General features: G+C 31.9%; 14 protein-coding genes and 2 pseudogenes. 9 read left to right on the top strand and 7 right to left on the bottom strand.

The window, feature by feature from the left end:
* Positions 1–151 precede the first annotated feature (151 nt).
* Both AB3K27_RS05655 and AB3K27_RS05650 read left to right on the top strand, forming a co-directional pair.
* Complete coding sequence (locus AB3K27_RS05655) at positions 152–1327, top strand: DegT/DnrJ/EryC1/StrS family aminotransferase (protein WP_368490262.1); 1176 nt, start codon at positions 152–154, stop codon at positions 1325–1327.
* A gap of 2 nt (positions 1328–1329) precedes the next feature.
* Positions 1330–2454 carry a DegT/DnrJ/EryC1/StrS family aminotransferase gene (locus tag AB3K27_RS05650; protein ID WP_368490261.1) on the top strand — a complete coding sequence of 375 codons (1125 nt, stop codon included), beginning with the start codon at positions 1330–1332 and terminating at the stop codon, positions 2452–2454.
* Between the two features lie 61 nt (positions 2455–2515).
* Here AB3K27_RS05650 and AB3K27_RS05645 read toward each other — a convergent pair whose 3' ends face one another.
* On the bottom strand, positions 2516–3400 hold the full coding sequence (locus AB3K27_RS05645; protein WP_368490260.1) for a LysR family transcriptional regulator: 885 nt from the start codon (positions 3398–3400) through the stop codon (positions 2516–2518).
* 561 nt (positions 3401–3961) lie between these two features.
* On the opposite strand from AB3K27_RS05645, the gene AB3K27_RS05640 reads away from it, so the two are divergent.
* From AB3K27_RS05640 to AB3K27_RS05620, 5 genes and pseudogenes are all read left to right on the top strand, one after another.
* Positions 3962–4828 (top strand): sugar phosphate isomerase/epimerase family protein, encoded by an 867-nt coding sequence (locus AB3K27_RS05640; protein WP_368490259.1) that lies wholly within the window; start codon positions 3962–3964, stop codon positions 4826–4828.
* A 48-nt stretch (positions 4829–4876) separates the two neighbouring features.
* Positions 4877–6799 carry an FAD-dependent oxidoreductase gene (locus AB3K27_RS05635; protein WP_368490258.1) on the top strand — a complete coding sequence of 641 codons (1923 nt, stop codon included), beginning with the start codon at positions 4877–4879 and terminating at the stop codon, positions 6797–6799.
* Between the two features lie 40 nt (positions 6800–6839).
* A pseudogene (gene aroE / locus AB3K27_RS05630) lies at positions 6840–7709 on the top strand (shikimate dehydrogenase).
* 293 nt (positions 7710–8002) lie between these two features.
* Positions 8003–9211, top strand: a complete 1209-nt coding sequence (locus AB3K27_RS05625; RefSeq protein WP_368490257.1) for an MFS transporter — start codon at positions 8003–8005, stop codon at positions 9209–9211.
* A 19-nt stretch (positions 9212–9230) separates the two neighbouring features.
* Complete coding sequence (locus AB3K27_RS05620; protein WP_368490256.1) at positions 9231–10535, top strand: MFS transporter; 1305 nt, start codon at positions 9231–9233, stop codon at positions 10533–10535.
* 130 nt (positions 10536–10665) lie between these two features.
* Here AB3K27_RS05620 and AB3K27_RS05615 read toward each other — a convergent pair whose 3' ends face one another.
* From AB3K27_RS05615 to aroD, 5 genes are all read right to left on the bottom strand, one after another.
* Positions 10666–11631: an alpha/beta hydrolase family protein gene (locus AB3K27_RS05615; protein WP_368491183.1), complete on the bottom strand. Its 966-nt coding sequence runs from the start codon at positions 11629–11631 to the stop codon at positions 10666–10668.
* A 24-nt stretch (positions 11632–11655) separates the two neighbouring features.
* On the bottom strand, positions 11656–12798 hold the full coding sequence (locus AB3K27_RS05610; protein ID WP_368490255.1) for a D-glucuronyl C5-epimerase family protein: 1143 nt from the start codon (positions 12796–12798) through the stop codon (positions 11656–11658).
* Between the two features lie 298 nt (positions 12799–13096).
* Positions 13097–15094: an FAD-dependent oxidoreductase gene (locus AB3K27_RS05605; protein ID WP_368490254.1), complete on the bottom strand. Its 1998-nt coding sequence runs from the start codon at positions 15092–15094 to the stop codon at positions 13097–13099.
* Positions 15095–15285: 191 nt separating this feature from the next.
* The gene (locus AB3K27_RS05600; protein ID WP_368490253.1) at positions 15286–16101 is read right to left on the bottom strand and encodes a shikimate dehydrogenase; all 816 of its coding nucleotides are present in this window, start codon (positions 16099–16101) and stop codon (positions 15286–15288) included.
* 174 nt (positions 16102–16275) lie between these two features.
* Entirely contained in the window at positions 16276–17043 is a 768-nt protein-coding gene (aroD, locus tag AB3K27_RS05595) for a type I 3-dehydroquinate dehydratase (RefSeq protein WP_368490252.1), read from the bottom strand.
* 424 nt (positions 17044–17467) lie between these two features.
* Here aroD and AB3K27_RS05590 point away from each other — a divergent pair, with 424 nt between their 5' ends.
* On the top strand, positions 17468–18373 hold the full coding sequence (locus tag AB3K27_RS05590) for a LysR family transcriptional regulator (RefSeq protein WP_368490251.1): 906 nt from the start codon (positions 17468–17470) through the stop codon (positions 18371–18373).
* A gap of 235 nt (positions 18374–18608) precedes the next feature.
* Entirely contained in the window at positions 18609–19415 is an 807-nt protein-coding gene (locus AB3K27_RS05585) for a glycosyltransferase family 8 protein (protein WP_368490250.1), read from the top strand.
* A gap of 299 nt (positions 19416–19714) precedes the next feature.
* On the opposite strand, the pseudogene AB3K27_RS05580 reads toward AB3K27_RS05585, so the two are convergent.
* A pseudogene (locus AB3K27_RS05580) lies at positions 19715–20155 on the bottom strand (glycosyl hydrolase family 18 protein); the annotation flags it as partial.
* Between the last annotated feature and the right edge of the window lie 198 nt (positions 20156–20353).

Raw genomic sequence — 20353 nt, 5'->3', positions numbered from 1 at the left:
CGCGTTAGCAGTGCTTATCTCCCACTTTGAAGAAAATGGGAGTATTAGCTAATTGCCGCCCTCGGACAAAAGAATAAAATTGATTTAATGCATTTGATTACTTGGTTGTTCACTACTCTTGTTAACTACATAAAGAAAGGATTTGATATTTATGAATAAAAAAATTCCCTTTTCTCCTCCTGATATTACCCAGGACGAAATTGACGCCCTATCAGAAGTTTTAAAATCAGGATGGATAACTTCTGGACCTAAGACTGCCGAATTTGAAGAGAAATTAGCTGACTACTGCGGTGCAAATTATTCAGCAGCAGTTTCAAGTGCCACCTGTGGTATGAAACTACTACTAAAAGTATTTGGTATTAAAAAGGGAGATGATGTGATAACAACTCCTTATACTTATACATCTACTGCAGCCGTATCTATCCAAAGAGGCATAAAGCCAATTATGGTGGATGTAAAAAAGAATGACTTTTCTATAGATATAGATAAAATATATGATGCAATTACTCCAAATACAAAAGCTATTTTTTCTGTAGACTTTGCAGGAGTACCTATAGACTACGATGCTCTGAGACAGGTTGTAAAACTTAAAAATCGTGAAGATATACTACTTGTATCAGACTCTGCCCATGCCATTGGAGCTTCATATAAAGGGAAAAGAGTAGGCAACCAGTTAGATGCCCATGTATTTTCTTTTCATGCAGTAAAAAATTTGACTACAGCAGAAGGTGGAGCTATAACCTTTGACAACAATAACTTATTTGGAAAAGAAAACTTATTAAAGGATTTAAAATTGAATTCCCTTAATGGTCAATCAAAAGATGCTCTATCAAAGATGAAAGCAGGTGCCTGGAAATATGACATAGTTACAGCAGGATATAAATGCAACATGGCAGACATAAATGCTGCTCTCGGATTAGTTCAACTTAGAAGATATAATAGTATGCTTGAAAAACGTAAGAATATATTTGAAATATACTCAAATATATTATCCCAAAAAGAATGGGCCATACTTCCTTTTAAAGAAGATAAAAACATGGAAACCTCCTATCACCTGTATCCACTTAGAATTAAAGGATTAAAAGAGGAACAAAGAGATGAAGTTATAAAAATACTTGCAGAACAAAATATAGCAGTTAATGTTCATTTTATACCGCTGCCTATGTTTACTTTATATAAATCCCTTGGTTATTCCATAGAGGATTACCCAAATGCATATGAACAGTATGCCAATGAAATAACACTACCACTTTATTCAACTCTCCTGCCAGAAGATGCTGAATATGTGGCAAAAGAACTTATAAAAGCAGTAGAGAGGATGAAGTAAAAATGAAAGTCGATTTTTATACTCCAAAAAGAGAATATAATGAAAAAAAGGATGAATTTAATAAGGCCATAAAGAATGTTTTAGAAAAAGGCAATTTTATATTAGGAGAAGAAGTTTCAAATCTTGAAAGAGCCGTAGAAAAATATACTGGTGCAAAACATGCTATTGCAGTAGCTTCTGGTACAGACGCTCTAGTCATATCCTCTGATGTACTGGGCTTTAAAAATGGTAAAGAGGTAATAACTTCACCTTTTACCTTTCTTGCCTCTGCCTCCTGCTTAGTTAAGCATAATGCAAAACCTGTTTTTGTAGATATAGATGAAGATACTTTTAATATTGATGCAGATAAAATTGAGGAAAAAATAAATTCAAATACCGCAGGTATACTGCCTATACATTTATTTTGTCAAATGTCAGATATGGATAAAATAATAAATTTGGCTTCAAAAAATAATCTTAATGTACTTGAAGACGCTGCAGAAGCCTTCGGTATGCATTGGAAAGGAAACAACAATACTACCTATAAACATTCAGGTACTTTGGGAGACTTAGGAGTATTCTCTTTCTTTCCAACTAAAACATTAGGTGGTTATGGAGACGGAGGTATGATAATTACAAATAATTCCTATTTAGCTGAAAAAGTGAAAATGTTCAGAGTTCATGGAGCCTCGAAAAAATACCATTATGATTACATAGGTTATAATTCAAGACTTGATACAATTCAAGCTGCCTTATTGCTTGTTAAATTGAAATATATTGACAATTCCATAACTAAACGTAATATTGTTTCCAACTGGTACAAAGAAAGACTTAAAGAGCTTCCTTATATAAAAATTCCTAAAATTAAAAATGATCAATATCCAGTATATTATGTATTTAATATACTCACAGAAAAAAGAGACGAACTTGCTGCATATTTAAAAGAGAAGCAAATTGGTTACAGCATATACTATCCTATCCCTCTTCATCTTCAAAAGTGTTTCAAATATCTTGGACACAAAAAGGGAGATTTTCCTGTATCAGAAAAAATATGTAAAGAAATATTGGCACTGCCTATATATCCTGAAATATCAGAAGATGAAGTTGACTTTGTATGTAATACCATAAAGGAATTTTATAGAAAATAGAGTTAATTTAGAAACTAGCCATAATTTGTATTGTTAATCCTATGGCTAGTTTTTGAATTATCTATTGTATTTTTGTATGTTCTATAACAAAGTTTTTGAATTCTTGAACCACTGGTGTGGAATATTTATCTTTCATTATTGCTAAATAAAACATTCTCTCCCAACTAGGATTTGTTATTTCAATAACTTTCAAATCCATAGAATTAAGCATAGGCATGTTAGGACTTACTGCTATACCAAAATTTTTAGAAACCAGTCCTGCAATTACCTGATCCTCTTCAACTTCATAAGCAATTTCAGGCATTTTACCAATCTGTGCAAATAAGTTGTCAACTATAGGTCTAAGACCACTTTTTTTAGTAAAAAATATTTGAGGATATGAAATTGTATCCACTAAATCTATGGTATCTCTATCGGCTAAAGGATGATTAGTAGGAACAATTAATACAAGTTCTTGTGTTGCAACTGGTGTAAACTCAATACTTTGATCATCCTCCATTTTAGAACAAAAAGCAATATCATATTTTCTAGCCTTAAGTCCTTCTATAATATCCCCTGTTACACCTGTGTGAAAGTTAAATTTAACAGATTTTCCCCTGTTTGCTTGCAAAAAATCTCTGGTAATTCCCGGCACAAAATCTGTTCCTAAAGTGCGAAGAAAAGCAAGTTCAATAGTACCTTCACCATTTCCAATCATTTTTAACGTTTTCACACTGGAGTCCAAAATTTCTAATGCCTTCTCTACATCAGATAAGAACATTTTTCCGTACTTTGTGAGTACCACATTTCTACCGTCTTTTTCAAATAGGGAAACTCCAAGCTCTTTTCCTAGTAGAGCTATAGCATGACTTAAACTTGGTTGTGTAATCATTAGTTCTTCTGCAGCTTTAGTATAATGTTCCAAATGTGCCAGAGTTACAAAATAACGTAAATGATATAAATTCAATTCAGTACACCACTTTCATAATACATCTATATTGCTAGTAACAATTATAACACGAACTATATATAAAATCTATAGATTGTTAGAATATTATCAATTTGTTTTTGTTAAATTTATATCATATAATAAAGCCATAGTTCTAATGAAATCGATTAGTAATAAATATTAACTTATTTATATTTCTTTAAAATCATCATATAAAATAAATAATTTAAGTTAAAAACAATATTTTGGGAACTTAAAAAGATTGACAATCAATAGGCACATAAAGCATCTTATTTTGATGTTTTTAGGTAATTTTTATCTAAAATAAGTAAAATTACAAACCATTATAATTTATCCGAACGCTAGAATTAGCTAATACTCTCATCTTCTTCAAAGTGGGAGATAAGCACTGCTAACGCCCCTGGATAAGTTCTTCCCCTGAAGGATAACGTATTCTAAGTGCTAAAGACACTAAGAATACTGTTAATAAGGTTCAGTTGGAGAAAAGCATTTCTCATAAGCAAACTCCACCTGAACTTAAGAATCACTTAATCTTAATGAAAAGGAGAATAATATATTATGGAAAAAGAGATCAATACAAACTCATACCCACCAATTACAATAAGTTCATATACACTGGGAACTGAGGTGTTATTTAGAGATAGAGTTAAAGCCGCAGCAGAGGTTGGATTTGATGGTATAGGTTTACGTGCTGAAAATTACGTAGATGCTAAAAAAGAAGGCTTTACTGATGAAGACATGCTGGCAATCCTTGATGAATACAAAATAAAAGTTACAGAAGTTGAATATATAACTCAGTGGGGTACTAAAGAAGATAGAACTAAACAGCAGCAGGAAAAAGAACAAACAATATACCATATGGCACACCTTTTTAATGTAAAACACATTAACTGCGGGCTAATGGAAAAACTTTCAGATGAAGAAATTGCAACTGCTCTTGGAGAACTTTGTGACCGTGCAGGAGACATCATGATAGGTCTTGAATTCATGCCGTACAGCGGAGTTCCTGATTTAGCTTCTGCCTGGCGTGCGGTTAAGGCATGCAGCAGAAAAAATGCCATGCTTATTTGTGATACATGGCACTGGGCTAGAGCAAACCAAACTTTTGACATGATTAAATCTGTTCCTGCAAATAAAATAGTTTCAATACAAATCTGTGATGTTCACGACAGACCATATCCTAAAAAGATATTGAGAGATGAATCAATGCATGACCGTCTGTTCCCAGGAGAAGGTTATGGGGATACTGCAGGATTTGTACGTATGTTAAAAGAACATGGGGTATGTCCTCGAGCTATAGGTGTTGAGACAATATCAGATCCTATTGTTGAGAAGGGAGTTCGATATGCTGCCCAAGGTGCCTTTAAGTCAGCAAAAAAAGTTTTAGATAAGGCATGGCCTGAAGTATCTGAACATTTAAAATAATGAAATAAAAATTCCATAAATTAATTTTGGGAAAGGATGATTCTTTTTATGAAATTTAAATCTATGTTTGAACCAATAAAAATTGGTCCAATAATAGTACCAAATCGTTTCGTAGTTTCACCTATGGGTAATAATTTTGCCAATACCGATGGTTCTATGAGTGATAGATCCTTAGCTTATTACAGCGAGCGCGCTAAAGGAGGATTTGGATTGATTACCTTTGAAGCTACAGTTGTAGACAAGAAAGCAAAGGGCGGTTTTCGTAAACCATGTTTATATGATGACAGTACAATAGAAAGTTTTAAAGGTGTCATTGATGCCTGTCATGAAAATGGCGCCAAAGTATCAATACAGCTTCAACATGCAGGACCTGAGGGTAATGCAAAGGCTGCAGGCTATCCTATAAAATCCGCCTCTGCAATTCCTTCAGCAGTAGGACGTGACATACCTGTAGCCATAACTACCAAAGAACTCTATGAACTAATAGAGTTTTATGGTGATGCAGCTCTTCGTGCAAAGAAAGCTGGAGCCGATGCAGTTGAAGTGCATTGTGCCCATGGATATTTAATTAACAGCTTTCTCTCGCCAAGAACAAATAAACGTGTAGATGAATTTGGGGGATGCTTTGAAAATAGAATGCGCCTTCCCTGTCTTATCATTGAAAACATACGTAAAAAAGTAGGACATTCCATAGCAATTATTTGTCGTATCAATAGTTCCGATGAAATGCCGGGAGGACTTGATGTACATGACAGCGCAGCAATTGCTGCCTATCTGGAAGACTTGGGAGTAGATGCTCTCCATGTTTCCCGTGCCATCCACCTTCGTGACGAATATATGTGGGCACCTACAGTGCTGCATGGAGGATTCAGTGCAGAGCTTGTTACAGAAATTAAACGTGCTGTAGATATTCCGGTTATTACTGTAGGACGTTTCACAGAGCCTCATTTTGCAGAACTTCTAGTTCGTGAAGGACGATGTGACCTGGTGGCCTTTGGACGTCAGAGTCTTACAGATCCCCATACACCTAATAAAGCTTCCGCAGGTCGTCTGGACGAAATGCTTCCATGTATTGGTTGTCTACAGGGATGTGTTCCAAACATGTATCAGGGAAAACCAATCACCTGCCTTGTGAACCCATGTGTAGGCAGGGAATCTGAATTAAAACCCGCAGAGGTTATTAAGAAAGTAATGGTTGTAGGTGGTGGAGTGGCAGGCATGTATGCAGCCTGGATATCTGCCCTGCGAGGTCATGATGTAACATTGTTTGAGGCCTGCGATACTCTTGGAGGACAAATGAGACTGGCGGCTTATCCTCCTGGAAAGGGAGATCTTACAAACATGGTACGCAGTTATATTACTAAATGTAAACAATATGGGGTAAAAGTAAGAAAAAATACAAAAGTTAATTCTGAAATAATAGCAGAAGAATCTCCTGATGTGGTGATTATTGCAACAGGTGCAACTCCTCTTGTACTCCCTATTCCAGGTATAAATGATTCAGGACTGATTCACGCAGTGAATCTCCTTGATGGCAAGGAATGCTGTGGGAAAAAGGTTCTTGTAGTTGGCGGCGGAATGGTTGGATGTGAAACTGCAGCTTTTCTTGGGGAACAGAACCATGATGTCACTGTTATTGAATTCCGTGATAAAGTTGGAGCAGATGTAATATCAGAACATAGGAAGTTTTTAATGGAAGATTTCCAAAAATATAATATTAAGACTATCACCAGAGCAAAGGTTACCAAATTCTTTGAAGGCGGTATCGAATACAGTTTGTCAGAAGATAAAACAGATAAAATAGATGGTTTTGATTCAGTAGTGCTTGCCATGGGATCCAGAGCTTATGATCCTCTAAGTGAAGAAGTGAAAAAAACTATAAAAGAAACCTATGTTATAGGTGATGCAGTAAAGGCACGTAGAGCATTAGATGCCACTACCGAAGCCTTCGAGGTAGCAATAAAAATATAGAGTACCCTATTAGATAAAATCAAATTTAGGAGGTTATGACATGAAAAATGACATTTCAGGAAAAACAGGTTTATTAGGCTTAATAGGTGATCCGGTAGATCATTCTAAATCACCGGTTATGTATAATTATGGTTTTGAAAAATTAAATTTAGATTATGTATATTTAGCTTTTCAAATTGCACTTGAAAAAGCACCTGACGCTATTGCAACCATAAAAACTTTTAAAATGAGAGGTTTAAATGTAACCATGCCATGTAAAAGTGAAGTGGTTAAATACATGGACGAGTTATCCCCTGCTGCACGTATTATTGGAGCAGTTAACACCATAGTTAATGACAATGGAAAACTAACAGGTCATATCACTGATGGAGTTGGATTTGTACGCAGCTTAAAAGAAGAAGGTGTAGAAGTAAAAGGTAAGAAAATAACTATTATGGGTTCTGGAGGTGCTGCCACAGCTATTCAGGTACGGTGTGCTTTAGACGACAGCAGAGAAATCTCTATTTTCAACATAAAAGATAATTTTTATGAAAGAGCCAAAAAAAATGTTGAAACTATAAAAAAAGAAGTTCCTGACTGCATTGTTAATCTATATGATTTAAATGATATAGATTAACTTAATGAAGAAGTTGCATCAAGTGATATTTTAATAAATGCAACACTTGTTGGAATGCACCCTAATGAGGATAAAAGTAATATAAAAGATACAAGTATTTTTAGAAAAGATCTAATCGTAGCAGACACTATATATCATCCAAAAAAAACAAAACTCTTAAAAGATGCAGAAGCTGCTGGCTGCAAAATAATAGGTGGTTTAGGAATGCTTCTATGGCAGGGAGCAGAAGCTTTTAAATTATATACTGGATTAGAAATGCCTGTAGATGAAATTAAAGAACTATATTTTAAATAAAAACCTTATCCGAACGCTAGAATTAACTAATACTCCCATCTTCTTTAAAATGGGATATAAGCACTGCTACGCGTCTGGATAAGTTCTTCCCCTAAAGGATAACGTATTCTAAGTGCTAAAGACACTAAGAATACTGTTAATAAGGTTCAGGTGGAGACAAGCATTTCTCTATAGCAAACTCCACCTGAACCTAAGAATAACTTGATACTTTAACAATAAAGGGATGGATTTTCACATCCGTCCCTATTATTAAATAAACTTATAATTTAAAGAGATCATGAAAGGAGAAAAAAATGAATAACAAAAAATACTATCCTACCGCACTGGCATTATATTTTACTTATTTTGTACATGGTATTGGAGTATCTATCCTTGGACAATATAAACAAAATTTTGCAGGTACCTGGGGTGCAAAAACATTGGCCGATGGTACCTTTGATGTAAGTGTAGTTCTTGCTGTTATTGCTGCTTTAGGTTTAGGCCGTTTAATTACACTTCCTTTTTCAGGACCTATTTCCGATAGATTTGGTAGAAGAATTTCTGGATTAATTGGAATGGCTTGTTACGCTGCTTATTTTGTAGGCATTGTATTTTCGCCAAATCTATATGTTGCTTATGCCTTTGCACTAATTGGAGGTGCTGCTAACTCTTTCTTAGATACCTGCGTTACTCCATCATGTTTAGAGATATTTGTAAATTCAGGAGACGTAGCTAACATGTTTACAAAGTTCTCTATATCTATAGGACAATTTGTACTTCCATTTATGATTGGTTTTGTTGCAGTAAATCAACTATCTTATAAGACTATTTTCCTTGTAGTAGCTCTTTTTATCATTATAGATGCTATTTTGATTGCATTTATGCCATTCCCTCCTATGAATCGTACTAATGATTCAGAAGAAAATGGCATTAAACCTGTAAAAGGAAAAATGAAATTTACACCAGTTAGTATAGCAATAATCTGTATAGGATTTACATCTACATCTACCTTTCAATTATGGTTGAATTGTAATCAAGAGTTAGGAAAGCTGTATGGGATGATTGATCCCAGTAAAATTCAGTCATTTTATTCACTGGGAACCATGACTGCTATATTAGTAACTGCATTTCTAGTGAAAAAATTTATTAAACCAGTGAGAATTCTGGCCATTTACCCTACAATTGCTACAATTATGCTTATAATTTTATACTTTGTAGAAACACCTGCCATCTGTTTAATTGGGGGCTTTGTACTTGGATACTCTGCAGCAGGTGGTGTACTTCAATTAGCTGTATCCACAGCAAATTCTATGTTTCCAACAAATAAAGGTAAAATTACATCTATTGTTATGATTTCATCCAGTATAGCGAATTATGTTATTTTAAATATCGCTGGAGCTATTACAAACGCCGGAGGTGTATATGGACCTAAATATGTAATTTTATTCAATATAGCAATTACAATTATCGGTATTTTACTTGCATTATATGTGAATAAACACTCCATGAAAAAAGCAATATAATACTATATATAAACAATTAATGAGAAAAAATATTGTAAATAACTTGGAAAATAAACCCACCGGGAAAAGATGGTTTATACTTTTTTTAGTGTGTTCCATAACTTTTATAAATTACTTAGATAGAGCTAATCTTTCAGTAGCTGCTCCATTTTTATCAAAAGAGTTCATGCTGGATCCAGCTAAAATGGGACTTATATTTTCCGCTTTAAGCTGGTCATATACTGTTATGCAGATTCCCAGCGGATGGTTTCTAGACAGATTTGGTCCTAGATTGGTATATGGAATTGCCCTTTGTGGATGGTCTGCTTTCACTGCAATTGTGACTTTTACTTTTAATTTTACTAGCATGATATTTTGTCGACTTGGACTTGGATTTTTCGAAGCTCCAGCTTTTCCTGCAAATGGTCGTATTGTAACTACATGGTTTCCTTCTAAAGAACGAGGTTTAGCCATTGGTGCTTATACTGCTTCTGAATATGTAGGTCTTGCCCTTTGTACCCCTATTCTCACCTGGCTTCTAGTAACTTTTAGCTGGAGAGTCATATTCATTATTACAGGTGTACTCGGACTTTTATTTGCTTTTATTTGGTTTACACATTATAATGATCCAGCTCATTCAAAAGGCGTTAATAAAGAAGAACTCGATCTTATCAAAGAAGGTGGAGGCCTTTCTGATACAGTATCAGAACAAAAGAAGATTAATAAAAAAGAACTAAAGTATTTATTCACCAGCCGTCAATTATGGGGAATGTACATAGGAGGTTTTGCTATAACCGCCATACTATTCTTTTTTATGACTTGGTTTCCTTCTTATCTTGTAAACGAAAAAGATATGGCTATATTAAAAGCTGGAATCTATGGGGCTATGCCTTATCTTGCAGCAATTGCCGGAGTTCTTGTAGCCGGTAAATGGTCCGACTGGATGATATCAAAAGAATTGGGACTGGGACTTTCACGTAAACTTCCCGTTATTGTGGGATTACTATTATCTTCTGTAATCATGGTATCTAATTATGCCACAGATGTTAGCGTTGTTATTACATTCATGTCCATATCATTTTTCGGACAAGGCATGGCATCAGCTATTTCCTGGGCATTATTATCTGAAATAGCCCCTAAAGATCTGGTAGGTTTATGCGGTGGTACCTATAACTTTATAGCTAACATGGGTGGAGCCTTATCTCCTGCTATAGTTGGTTATTTAATTTCCAGAACTGGTTCTTATTCATCCGCATTAGTTTTTGTTTCTTGTATGGCCATTATAGGAGCATTATCTTACATATTCATCATAGGAAAGCCTAAACGTATTATAATTCCTGACTAATTTTTTCTATCATACTTAAGTTAACGTAAAATAATAACCAATATTTATCACACTAAAAATCTTTCAGATATATTCATGGATGCTTTTAGTGTGTATTGGTTTTATCTTAAATACTAAACCTTTGTACTTTTTAGATTATATATTCTTTTACAAAAAGTACTATTTCTTTAACCAATTCCGCATAATACTCCGGACTAGAATAGCAGTGATCTGCTCCCTTAATAAATTTTAATTTAGCTTTACTCCCCAATAATTGCTGAATTTTTCTTGCATATAAAGGGTATACGGATTTATCTTCTGTACCATGAATTATAAGTGTATTTCCTTTCATATCTTTTAAATAATCGAAAACCCTATAATTAAATGCATCTTCTATAGCTTTTTCACTAAGTATGTTATTTTCAAAGTTTATGTATCCCTTTTCTAAGAATTCATATAGTCTATCTCCTGTAGCTTCAGAAATAAATATATCATACATATTGAATCCGGCACTCATAAGTATAGAATTTTTGATTATATTAGAATAACTAGAAGCAATTACTACAGCAATTGCAGCACCCATACTAAATCCTAAAATATTTATATTATTTTTATCAATATAATCAAGAGAATTAGCAAACTGCAGTACTCTTTTACAGTCTTCTACTTCTGAGGATATGGTAATATCCTTGAAATCCCCATCACTTTCTCCACTTCCCCTAAAATCGAATCTAATAGAAGCTATATTAAGTTTTTCCAAGGTTCTGGCTATTTTTACAAACATAAAATTATGACCCAATTTATTTCCCATAAACCCATGACAGAAAATTATGCAGGGAATTTTGCCTGATATACTGGGTCTATTTATAATTCCTCTTATACTCCCATTTTGTTCACCTTTTATTTCAAAATTATCAACCATGTAAATCCTCTCTTCCACAATTATATTTAAAGTATTATATATTTTATTAGTTAAGATAATACCTACATTAATTTTATATTTAAAATATTGTATTTTACAATACCTTATATAAAAAAATTTGACTTTTGTTAAAATTGCAGCAGATAAAAATATTATTGATAATACCCTGACTTCCTCAAAGTAGGAGATAAACACATTCAAGTCCCTTGATAAGTTCCTCTAAGACTCATTTGGTTCTGAAACATAAGAAATCCACATATCTCTTATGTTTTTAAAATAGTTGTCTTTCGTAATATTATAAAGTGCATTCATTTGTTCTATATGCACTGAATGATAAAAATCAGAACTACTGGGTTTTGATTTTTTTACAATATGATATAGATCATAAGCTGTAAATTCCCCTATATCATAATAAGGTATTATAAATTTTAAACTATTTAAACCTTTATTCCAGTATTCTCTGGCTATATTGCTATAATATATATTCCCTGGACAATTTACATTGCTCCAATCATATAAGCCAATTAAAGTAAATATGAATCCATTTAAAGTATAAGTAGAAGTTGAATTTACATACTGCTGAAAGAATATTTTATCTTTAAGTCTTTCATCTAATGTTCCTAAATTATCCATTACTCCACCTTTAGAAATAGGAGTAAGCAAATATTTTAAAACTTTGTCTCCGGAATTTAAATATTTAATATCTTTAGTTAAATTATAAGCCCTGGCAAATACACTCAATGCCTGGCCTTGGGACATACTAGAAGTCCATCCCACATTTAAAAGTTCATAGTGATGGTATTTAAATTCGTACCTGAAAGAACCATCTTCTTTCATATTGTCTATTAAAAAGTCTGCTATACTTAAAAATTTCTTTTTATCTTCTTTATTGTCAATATATTTATCATATAGCCATAAACCATATTGACAGACAGTTACTGTATTATAGTAAAATTTATCATTGTACTTTACCATAGGTATGCCTTTATGATCAAATTTAAAATGTTCGGATTCAACATACACCCAATCCTGCTGAAGATTAAAGTATTTTTTAAAAGTATTGTAATCTTCATATAAAAAATAACTGCATTTATTATCTCTGTAATATTTTTTCCCATTTTCACATACTTCTATAAAATCAGGTGAAAATGAATATTTTTTCAAAACAGGTGCTTTTTGTTCAGCTAATAACTTGCATACCCTTGCTTCATTTATAATATGAGCGGGTAGAGACTTATCCAATATGATTTGATCATATCCCTTTATTGCCATGGAATATTTTTTATTATTGTGGGCTTTTTTACTTCTTTTCAATATATTCATCTTTTCCTTTAAAGATGCCTCACCCACTTTCAGAAGCACCTGCTACTCTAACTCCTTGAAATATCATAAAAATTACAGTTATAAACATACATGTAATTCTTATAAAAATATTTTTCCTTATAATTTTCATAGATTATAAAATTCTCCTTCCTGCATAGTAACTTTATATAATATTTTAATATTATTTTCTACTGTAGAAAAATATATTCTAAAAACGACAAAAAACTCTAACCTTACTTTAAGTTAGAGTTAGAGTTTTAAGATTCAGATAGACAAAAGAGGTACATGCTCATAAAGCAAACTCCACTTGAACTCCTAAATTATTTGATAGATGTACTTAAATAGCTTTTATCTTTTCTAATGCAAGGATAATGTCTCTTCCCTCTTTAACTCCATCTATTATTTTTCTTGCCCTAAAACTATCTCCTATATTAACTATTTCTACATTTTTTTCTTTAAAATAATCTTTTAATTCTTCTAATCCCTGATTTTCAGCTCTCATACCAAGACACACAAAACCATAGTCAAAATTCATAACTATTTCCCTATCATCTTTTTTCACTTTAAAATGATCCGATGCCACTTCTGTAAGAGCTGTATTTGTATTTACATTAACATCATATTTTTTTACTATTTCTTTTACAGAAATCTTAGTAATTACATCTAAATCTTTTCCAATTGTAGGTAACATTTCAACTATAGAAGTCTTTGCTTTTCTTTCAGAGAAGAATTCCACAACATCTAACCCTACTGCTCCTCCACCAATGACTACTATTTTTTTGCCATCAAGATTCATATTTTCAAATTGATCTATTCTGTTCAATAATCCAAATATGGAATATAATTTTCCTCCTTCTTTATCAATATTATCTAATAGACCTTTTATAGGTGGTAATAAAGGTTTTGAACCTGTGGCATTTACTATAATACCTGGTTTTACAATATCTATTAATTTAACATTACCTTCAGTATTAGTAAATATGGTTAAATTGTTTAACTTCTCAGCTCTGTTAATTAAATACTCCGGTAAATAAGAAACTCTATATTTATCTGGAAATTTTGAAATCTCTTTTGCTAATCCACCCAAATAAGGTTTTTTTTCAAATAGGAAAGTATTACATCCCAATTCTGCTGCTGTACAAGCAGCTTCAAGACCACTTGTTCCTCCTCCGATAACTACTACATTAGTTTGCTTCTTTACTCTTTTATTTTTATATTCATCTTCATATATAGTATCAGGATTAACTGTACATCTAATTGGTCTGTTTAAGCCTATTCTATGACCTGCACATCCAATATTACAGGATATACATTTTCTAAGCATATCTTCTTCTCCATTTTTAACTTTCAATCCCCATTTAGACTCAGCAATCAATCCTCTTCCCATTCCTATTAAATCAGCCTTACCTTGAACTAATATTTCCTCAGCCACTCCTGGAGTTCTTATATTTCCTGTTGTAATGGTTGGCTTATTAAACTTTTCCTTTACCGCTTGAGACATATATGAACGCCATCCATCTTCAAGAGCCATCTTATCTATCTGATATTGTAATGAATCATTTAAAGCTGCAGATACATCAAAAATATCGACTTCATCATTCAAATATTCTAATATTCTCAGTGTATCTTGTAATGTATTGCCCCCTGGTATAAGCTCATCTGCACTAACTCTTAGTATTATAGGGAACATAGGTCCTATTTCCCTTCTTACACTATCAATTATCATTCTCCCAAATCTAGCTCTGTTTTCAATATTTCCACCAAATTCATTCCTACGTTTATTATAAATTGGTGATAAAAATTGACTGATTAAATAGGAATGTCCTGCATGTATTTCCACTGCATCAAAACCAGCTATCTGAACTCTTTTTGCCGCTTTAGCATACTTCTCAATTATATCTAATATTTCTTTTCTTTCTAAAGTCCTTGGAATTGAACCACCAGTTTTAGATGGAATATTTGAAGAAGATACAGCCTGACAGCCTATTCTATCTGGTACAGCTGAAGCTCCTGAGTGATTAATCTGCATTGCCACATTTGCACCATATTTGTGTAATCTCTCAGTTAGGTTATATAAAGCAGGTATAAAGCTGTCATGATCTATTCTAAGCTGTGTTGTTCCATTTGATCCTAATGGAAAATCTACTGCAGCATTTTCTACAATTATTAATCCTGTTTCTCCTTTAGCCCTTTGTTCATAATATTTAACATGTTCTTCTCTTATTTCTCCATTTTGTCCTGCATAATTGGTACCCATAGGTGGCATAACTATTCTATTTTTTAATATCATATTTTTTACTTTTAATGGGTTAAAAATATGTTTATATTTTTTCATCTTTGTTCCTCCATTGTAAATATATTTATATAATCAATTATAAATGCAATATATATAAATTTTTTCTATATATATTGCATGCTTATTATTAAATATTTCGAATAATTATTCACAAATATTTTAAAAATTAGTATTCAATATTCAATATTTAATACCTTTTTCATGTGTTCAATAGGCATATCTTTTCCCATCTATAATTTAAAAGCAGCAGCTCCCTGGAATAACATCATACCCAAACCGTTCATAGTTCTACATCCAACTTTTTTAGCCATTTTTAATAATTCTGTTTCTCTTGGTTCATAAACTGTATCTGTTACAATTAAATCAGGCCTAAAAAAGCTTGTATCAGGAATATATGTTTGTCCTTCTAAAGGTTTCATTCCAACTCCAGTTGCATTTGCAAATAAACAGCTATCTGCAATTTCTTCCTTTAATTTATCCAAATCTTCTAAATCATATAAAGTTGCTTTACATTTAGTTCTTTTATTAATATCCCTTATCGTTTTTTTACCTCTTTCGAAAAATTTATCTTTCCGATTGAATATTGATATTTCAGCCACACCGTCCAAAGCAGCCTGTATTTCAATTGCTGTAGCTGCGCCACCTGCTCCTGCAACTGTGATTTTCTTACCTATTACATCAATTCCTGCATCTTCTAATGATTTCATATATCCAATTCCATCTGTAATATGTCCAGTTAACACATTATTATCGTTTACAATTGTATTAACTGCTCCACAAAGTTCTGCAGCCTCTGATAACTTATCAAGATATTTGTGCACCACAGTTTTATTGGGCATTGATACATTAGAACCACGTACTTTCATTGCTCTAAATCCCTTTATAGTGTCTTCTAAGTCCTCATTACCAACCTCAAAAGCAAGATAAGCATAATCCAAACCTAATTTTTGAAATGCCTCATTATGCATCTCCGGTGAACTTGAATGCCTGATTGGATATGCAATTAATCCTATAAGTTCTGTATGTCCTGTAATTTTTTGAGTCATAATAAATCTTCTCCTTTTAATTTAAATTTCATATTTTATACTTGTCAGTTACTGGCTTAATATTATATAATGACATTATAATATGTGAACCCTATCCCTTTGTTTTACTTGGTTTGTTTGGTCACTTACTATGATAAAACATTTGGAGGGGTTTTTTATTATATTTCTTTTAAATTATCTATATGTACTAATGAGCTGAAGCACCTTATATAATTCATTGGCTTCTAATTGTCCTGGAGCGGATGCAACTTTAGCTGAGCCAAAAGTCAGTGCTGAACCAAAAGTTTCACCTGCTAAACGACTAATAACACCAAGAGCTCCCATAGACATGGTAATAATTGGAGTATCATTATGTCTACATTTCATCTCATCAGTAGCATTTAAAAGTTCCAGTACGTCTTTTGTATTACATGGCATTACTGCTATCTTAGCTACATCTGCACCTAACTGCTGCATCTTACACATTCTTGATATTAATTCATCTTTATCTGGCGTTTTATGAAAATCATGATTTGACATAATTACCTTTACATTATATTTATGAAGATCCCCTACAATTTTTTTTACCACTTCATCTTCTGCTACAAATAATTCAATATCTACCATATCAGCATTCCCAGTAGCTGCAATTGCTTTATTAAGTTCTATATAATATTCCAAACTGATTTTCTTTTTTCCACCTTCTTTAACAGTTCTGAAAGTCACTAATATAGGAATATTATTTAAGTTTTTTCTTATTTTTTGTAAAAGTTTATTCACTTTTTCAATATTTTCTACATACTTGTAATGATCAATTCTCCATTCTACAATATCAAGTTTAATTGTTTTCAGGCAGCTTATTTCTTCCATTATTTCCTCTTCATTACACCCCACAAATGGAACTGCAATTTTAGGAATTCCTTCACCTAATTTTATATCTCTTACTTTAACTATACTTGCCATTTTTAATTTCCCCTCCTAGAGTTTAAATATTTATTTCAATATAGTCTATTAAAATCAAGTAATTTTTAGGTTCAGGTAGAGTTTACTCATGATGAATACTTTTCTCCATCTAAACCTTATTAACAGTATTCTTTAGGGGAAGAACTTATCCATAGACTTAGCAATGTTTAATCCCCTACTTTAAAGAAACTGGAAAGAGGTTAGCTAATTACCGCATTTGGATAAATTAAATACCATACCATTTATAATACTTTAAGTATTATAAATGGTATCAGAGCAATAAACAACTTAGTTACTTTTTTAACATACTATATTTATATTATAGTTCAATATCTTTGATAATTCTAATATATGTTTTACTATTTATTAATAGCTTTTTGTTATCATTCATGTTATCTTTATTGTACAGGAGATAGATGACTCAATGAATTTAAATCAATTATATTATTTTAGGGAAATTGCTCACTTACAACATTTTAGACAAGCAGCTGTAAAATTAAATATATCCCAGCCTAGTCTGAGTAAATCTATGTCAAATTTAGAAGAAGAATTTGAACTTTGTCTATTTGAAAAAAGTGGTAGAAATGTTGCGCTAACAAAATACGGTTTAATATTTTTAAACTATGTAGAAAAAATATTACATGACTTGGATACTGCTAAAAAAGATATGAAACAATTAGCCAGTAGTGATCGAGGTCATGTTGATATAGCATACATTTTCCCATTATCCCAATATTATATTCCAAAAACAGTACGCAGTTTTTTAAATCTAAAAGAAAACAAAAATGTTACCTTTACTTTTAAGCAGGGGATTACTGATGAATTAATAGAGGGTTTAAAAAACGATAAATATGATTTAATATTTGCATCTTATGTAGAAGATGAACCGGATATAACTTTTATTCCTATTTTTGATCAAAAACTATTTGTGATTGTTCCTCTGGATCATCCTCTGGCAAAACTGAATAGTGTTGATCTAAAAGATATTGAACCTTACCCTTTAGTAGGCTATGATAAGGCTTCCGGATTGGGTAAACTCACTTCAAAGTTATTAAAGAGTAAGAATTTACATCCAAAAATCATCTGTGAAGCTTCTGATGAGTATGCTCTTTCTGCCTTAGTGGCTGCAAATTTTGGAGTATCTATTATAGCTGAAGCACCTGCTCTTAAATATGCTAAAGTTAAAAAACTACATATTAAAAATATTAAATATTCTAGACAAATTCATCTAGCTTACAAAAAAAATAAATATTTTGCCCCTGCAGTTCATAACTTTATTTCATATGTAAAAAATAAAAGTTATGAAGAAAATTCTGATTTTTTTACATAACTCTTATATATAACTTTTAACTTATGATTCTAAGATGTGAAAATTTATGATATAGTAAATTTATCAAGTGCTCCTAAGGTTCATGTAGAGTTTGCTTATAAAGAATACTTTTCCCTGTGAACTTTGGAAGAACTTATGTATAGGTGCAGCAGTGCTTATCTCCCATTTTGAAGAAGATGAGAGTGTTAGCTAATTGCAAACTTCGGATAAAATTATTAACATGGAGAAAATACAGATGAACATTCTTGTTACATTAGATTCAAATTATTTAAAACCACTAAGGGTTATGCTTAAATCATTATTTCTGAATAATCCAAAAGAAAAATTTTGTATTTATATGATGCATTCAAATATAAAAGAAACTGAACTCTATGATATAAATAAATTTATAGAAAAAGAAGGTCATGAACTTTTTATTATAACTATAAAAAATGAATACTTTAAAGATGCACCTTTAACGAAACACTATACTAAAGAAATGTATTATAGGCTGCTGGCATTTAAATTCCTACCTTCAACTATAAATAAAATATTATATCTCGATCCAGATATTATTGTTATAAATGAAATAAGGAAATTATATGATATTGATATTTCTAAATATCTTTATGCTGCAGCATATCATAATACATTGCCAGTTAAAGAGATTAATAAATTAAGGTTAAAGCCTTACGAAATTGAAACATATTACAACTCTGGAGTTCTTTTAATGAATATCGCTCTCCATAAAAAAGTAATACAAGAAGAGCAAATCTATAAATTTGTAGAAAAAAATAAAAACAAACTTATTCTACCGGATCAAGATATAATTAATGCATTATATTCTAAACATATAAAAAAAATTGATGAGATACTATTTAATTATGATCCCAGATACTACAAATATAATAGACTTCTAAGCAAGGGAGATATTAATATGGATTATATTATTAATAATACTTCTATAATCCACTTTTGTGGAAAGAAAAAACCCTGGCAGAAAAATTATACCGGGGATTTTCACTCTCTATATAAACATTATGAAAAGCTGGCATTATCATGATCTTAAATTTCTATCAAGTGATTTCTAGATTCAGATGGAGTTTGCTCATAAGGATTGCTTTCTCCATCTGAACCTTAAAAGAACTCCATGGGTACAGCAGTGCTACGTCCTACTTTGAAGAAGATGATGGAAGTTCCAGCTAATTGCGAACTTTGGATAAATTTCAAAAAAGTTTATTAATACTCTTTACATCTACATATGAACTTACCTGCACAGTAGGTAGTTCTATTTTGAACAAAAATAATGGACATATGATTTTCGCCAAAATCCATGCCCATATAAAATAAAAAAATCTATATTTATTCAGCTGGTATAACCTTTGTAATCTGAAACATATTATCTAGAACTTGCCAATTTTGCTGAAATTCCTTAGATAATTGCCAGTAGCTTACTCCCCTTAGTCCATATTCATTTACAAGCTTATACTTTGCCTCTACACTTCTTGCATCTTCAAACCATACTACATGCTCTCTACCTTCTTCATCTATATAGTTATAGTAAGGAGACTCAGCTTTAGTATCATATTTAATTTGTGCTCCATATCTTCTAGCTCTATTTATTGCTTCTTGATTTCCAATACTTTCCGCAAATTCACCTCCTGGAGTATAAGGAAGTGTCCAATCATATCCATATAAAGGAATACTCATCATTATTTTTTTAGGTGGAATTACACTTACTGCATAATTTATTACTTTACGTACTTCATTAATTGGTGCAACCGCCATAGGTGGTCCTCCTGACCGGATTAATCAACATTATTTAAAAATGACTTAATTACTTGTATTATACTTATTATAAAAGTAATAACTATAATTATAAACCTTGTTCTTTCCTAACCAAAACTAAATTAAAAATAATTTTTAACCACTACATCCAATCTAATATGGTCAAGATTCTAAGATGTTATTTTAAGGACGGTTATTTAGATCTTGTAATTA

It is taken from the genome of Clostridium sp. BJN0013 (assembly GCF_040939125.1).
Classification (GTDB): domain Bacteria; phylum Bacillota; class Clostridia; order Clostridiales; family Clostridiaceae; genus Clostridium_B.
The sequence above is the reverse complement of the archived record's forward strand: the minus strand, read 5'-3'. Positions and strand labels throughout refer to the sequence as shown.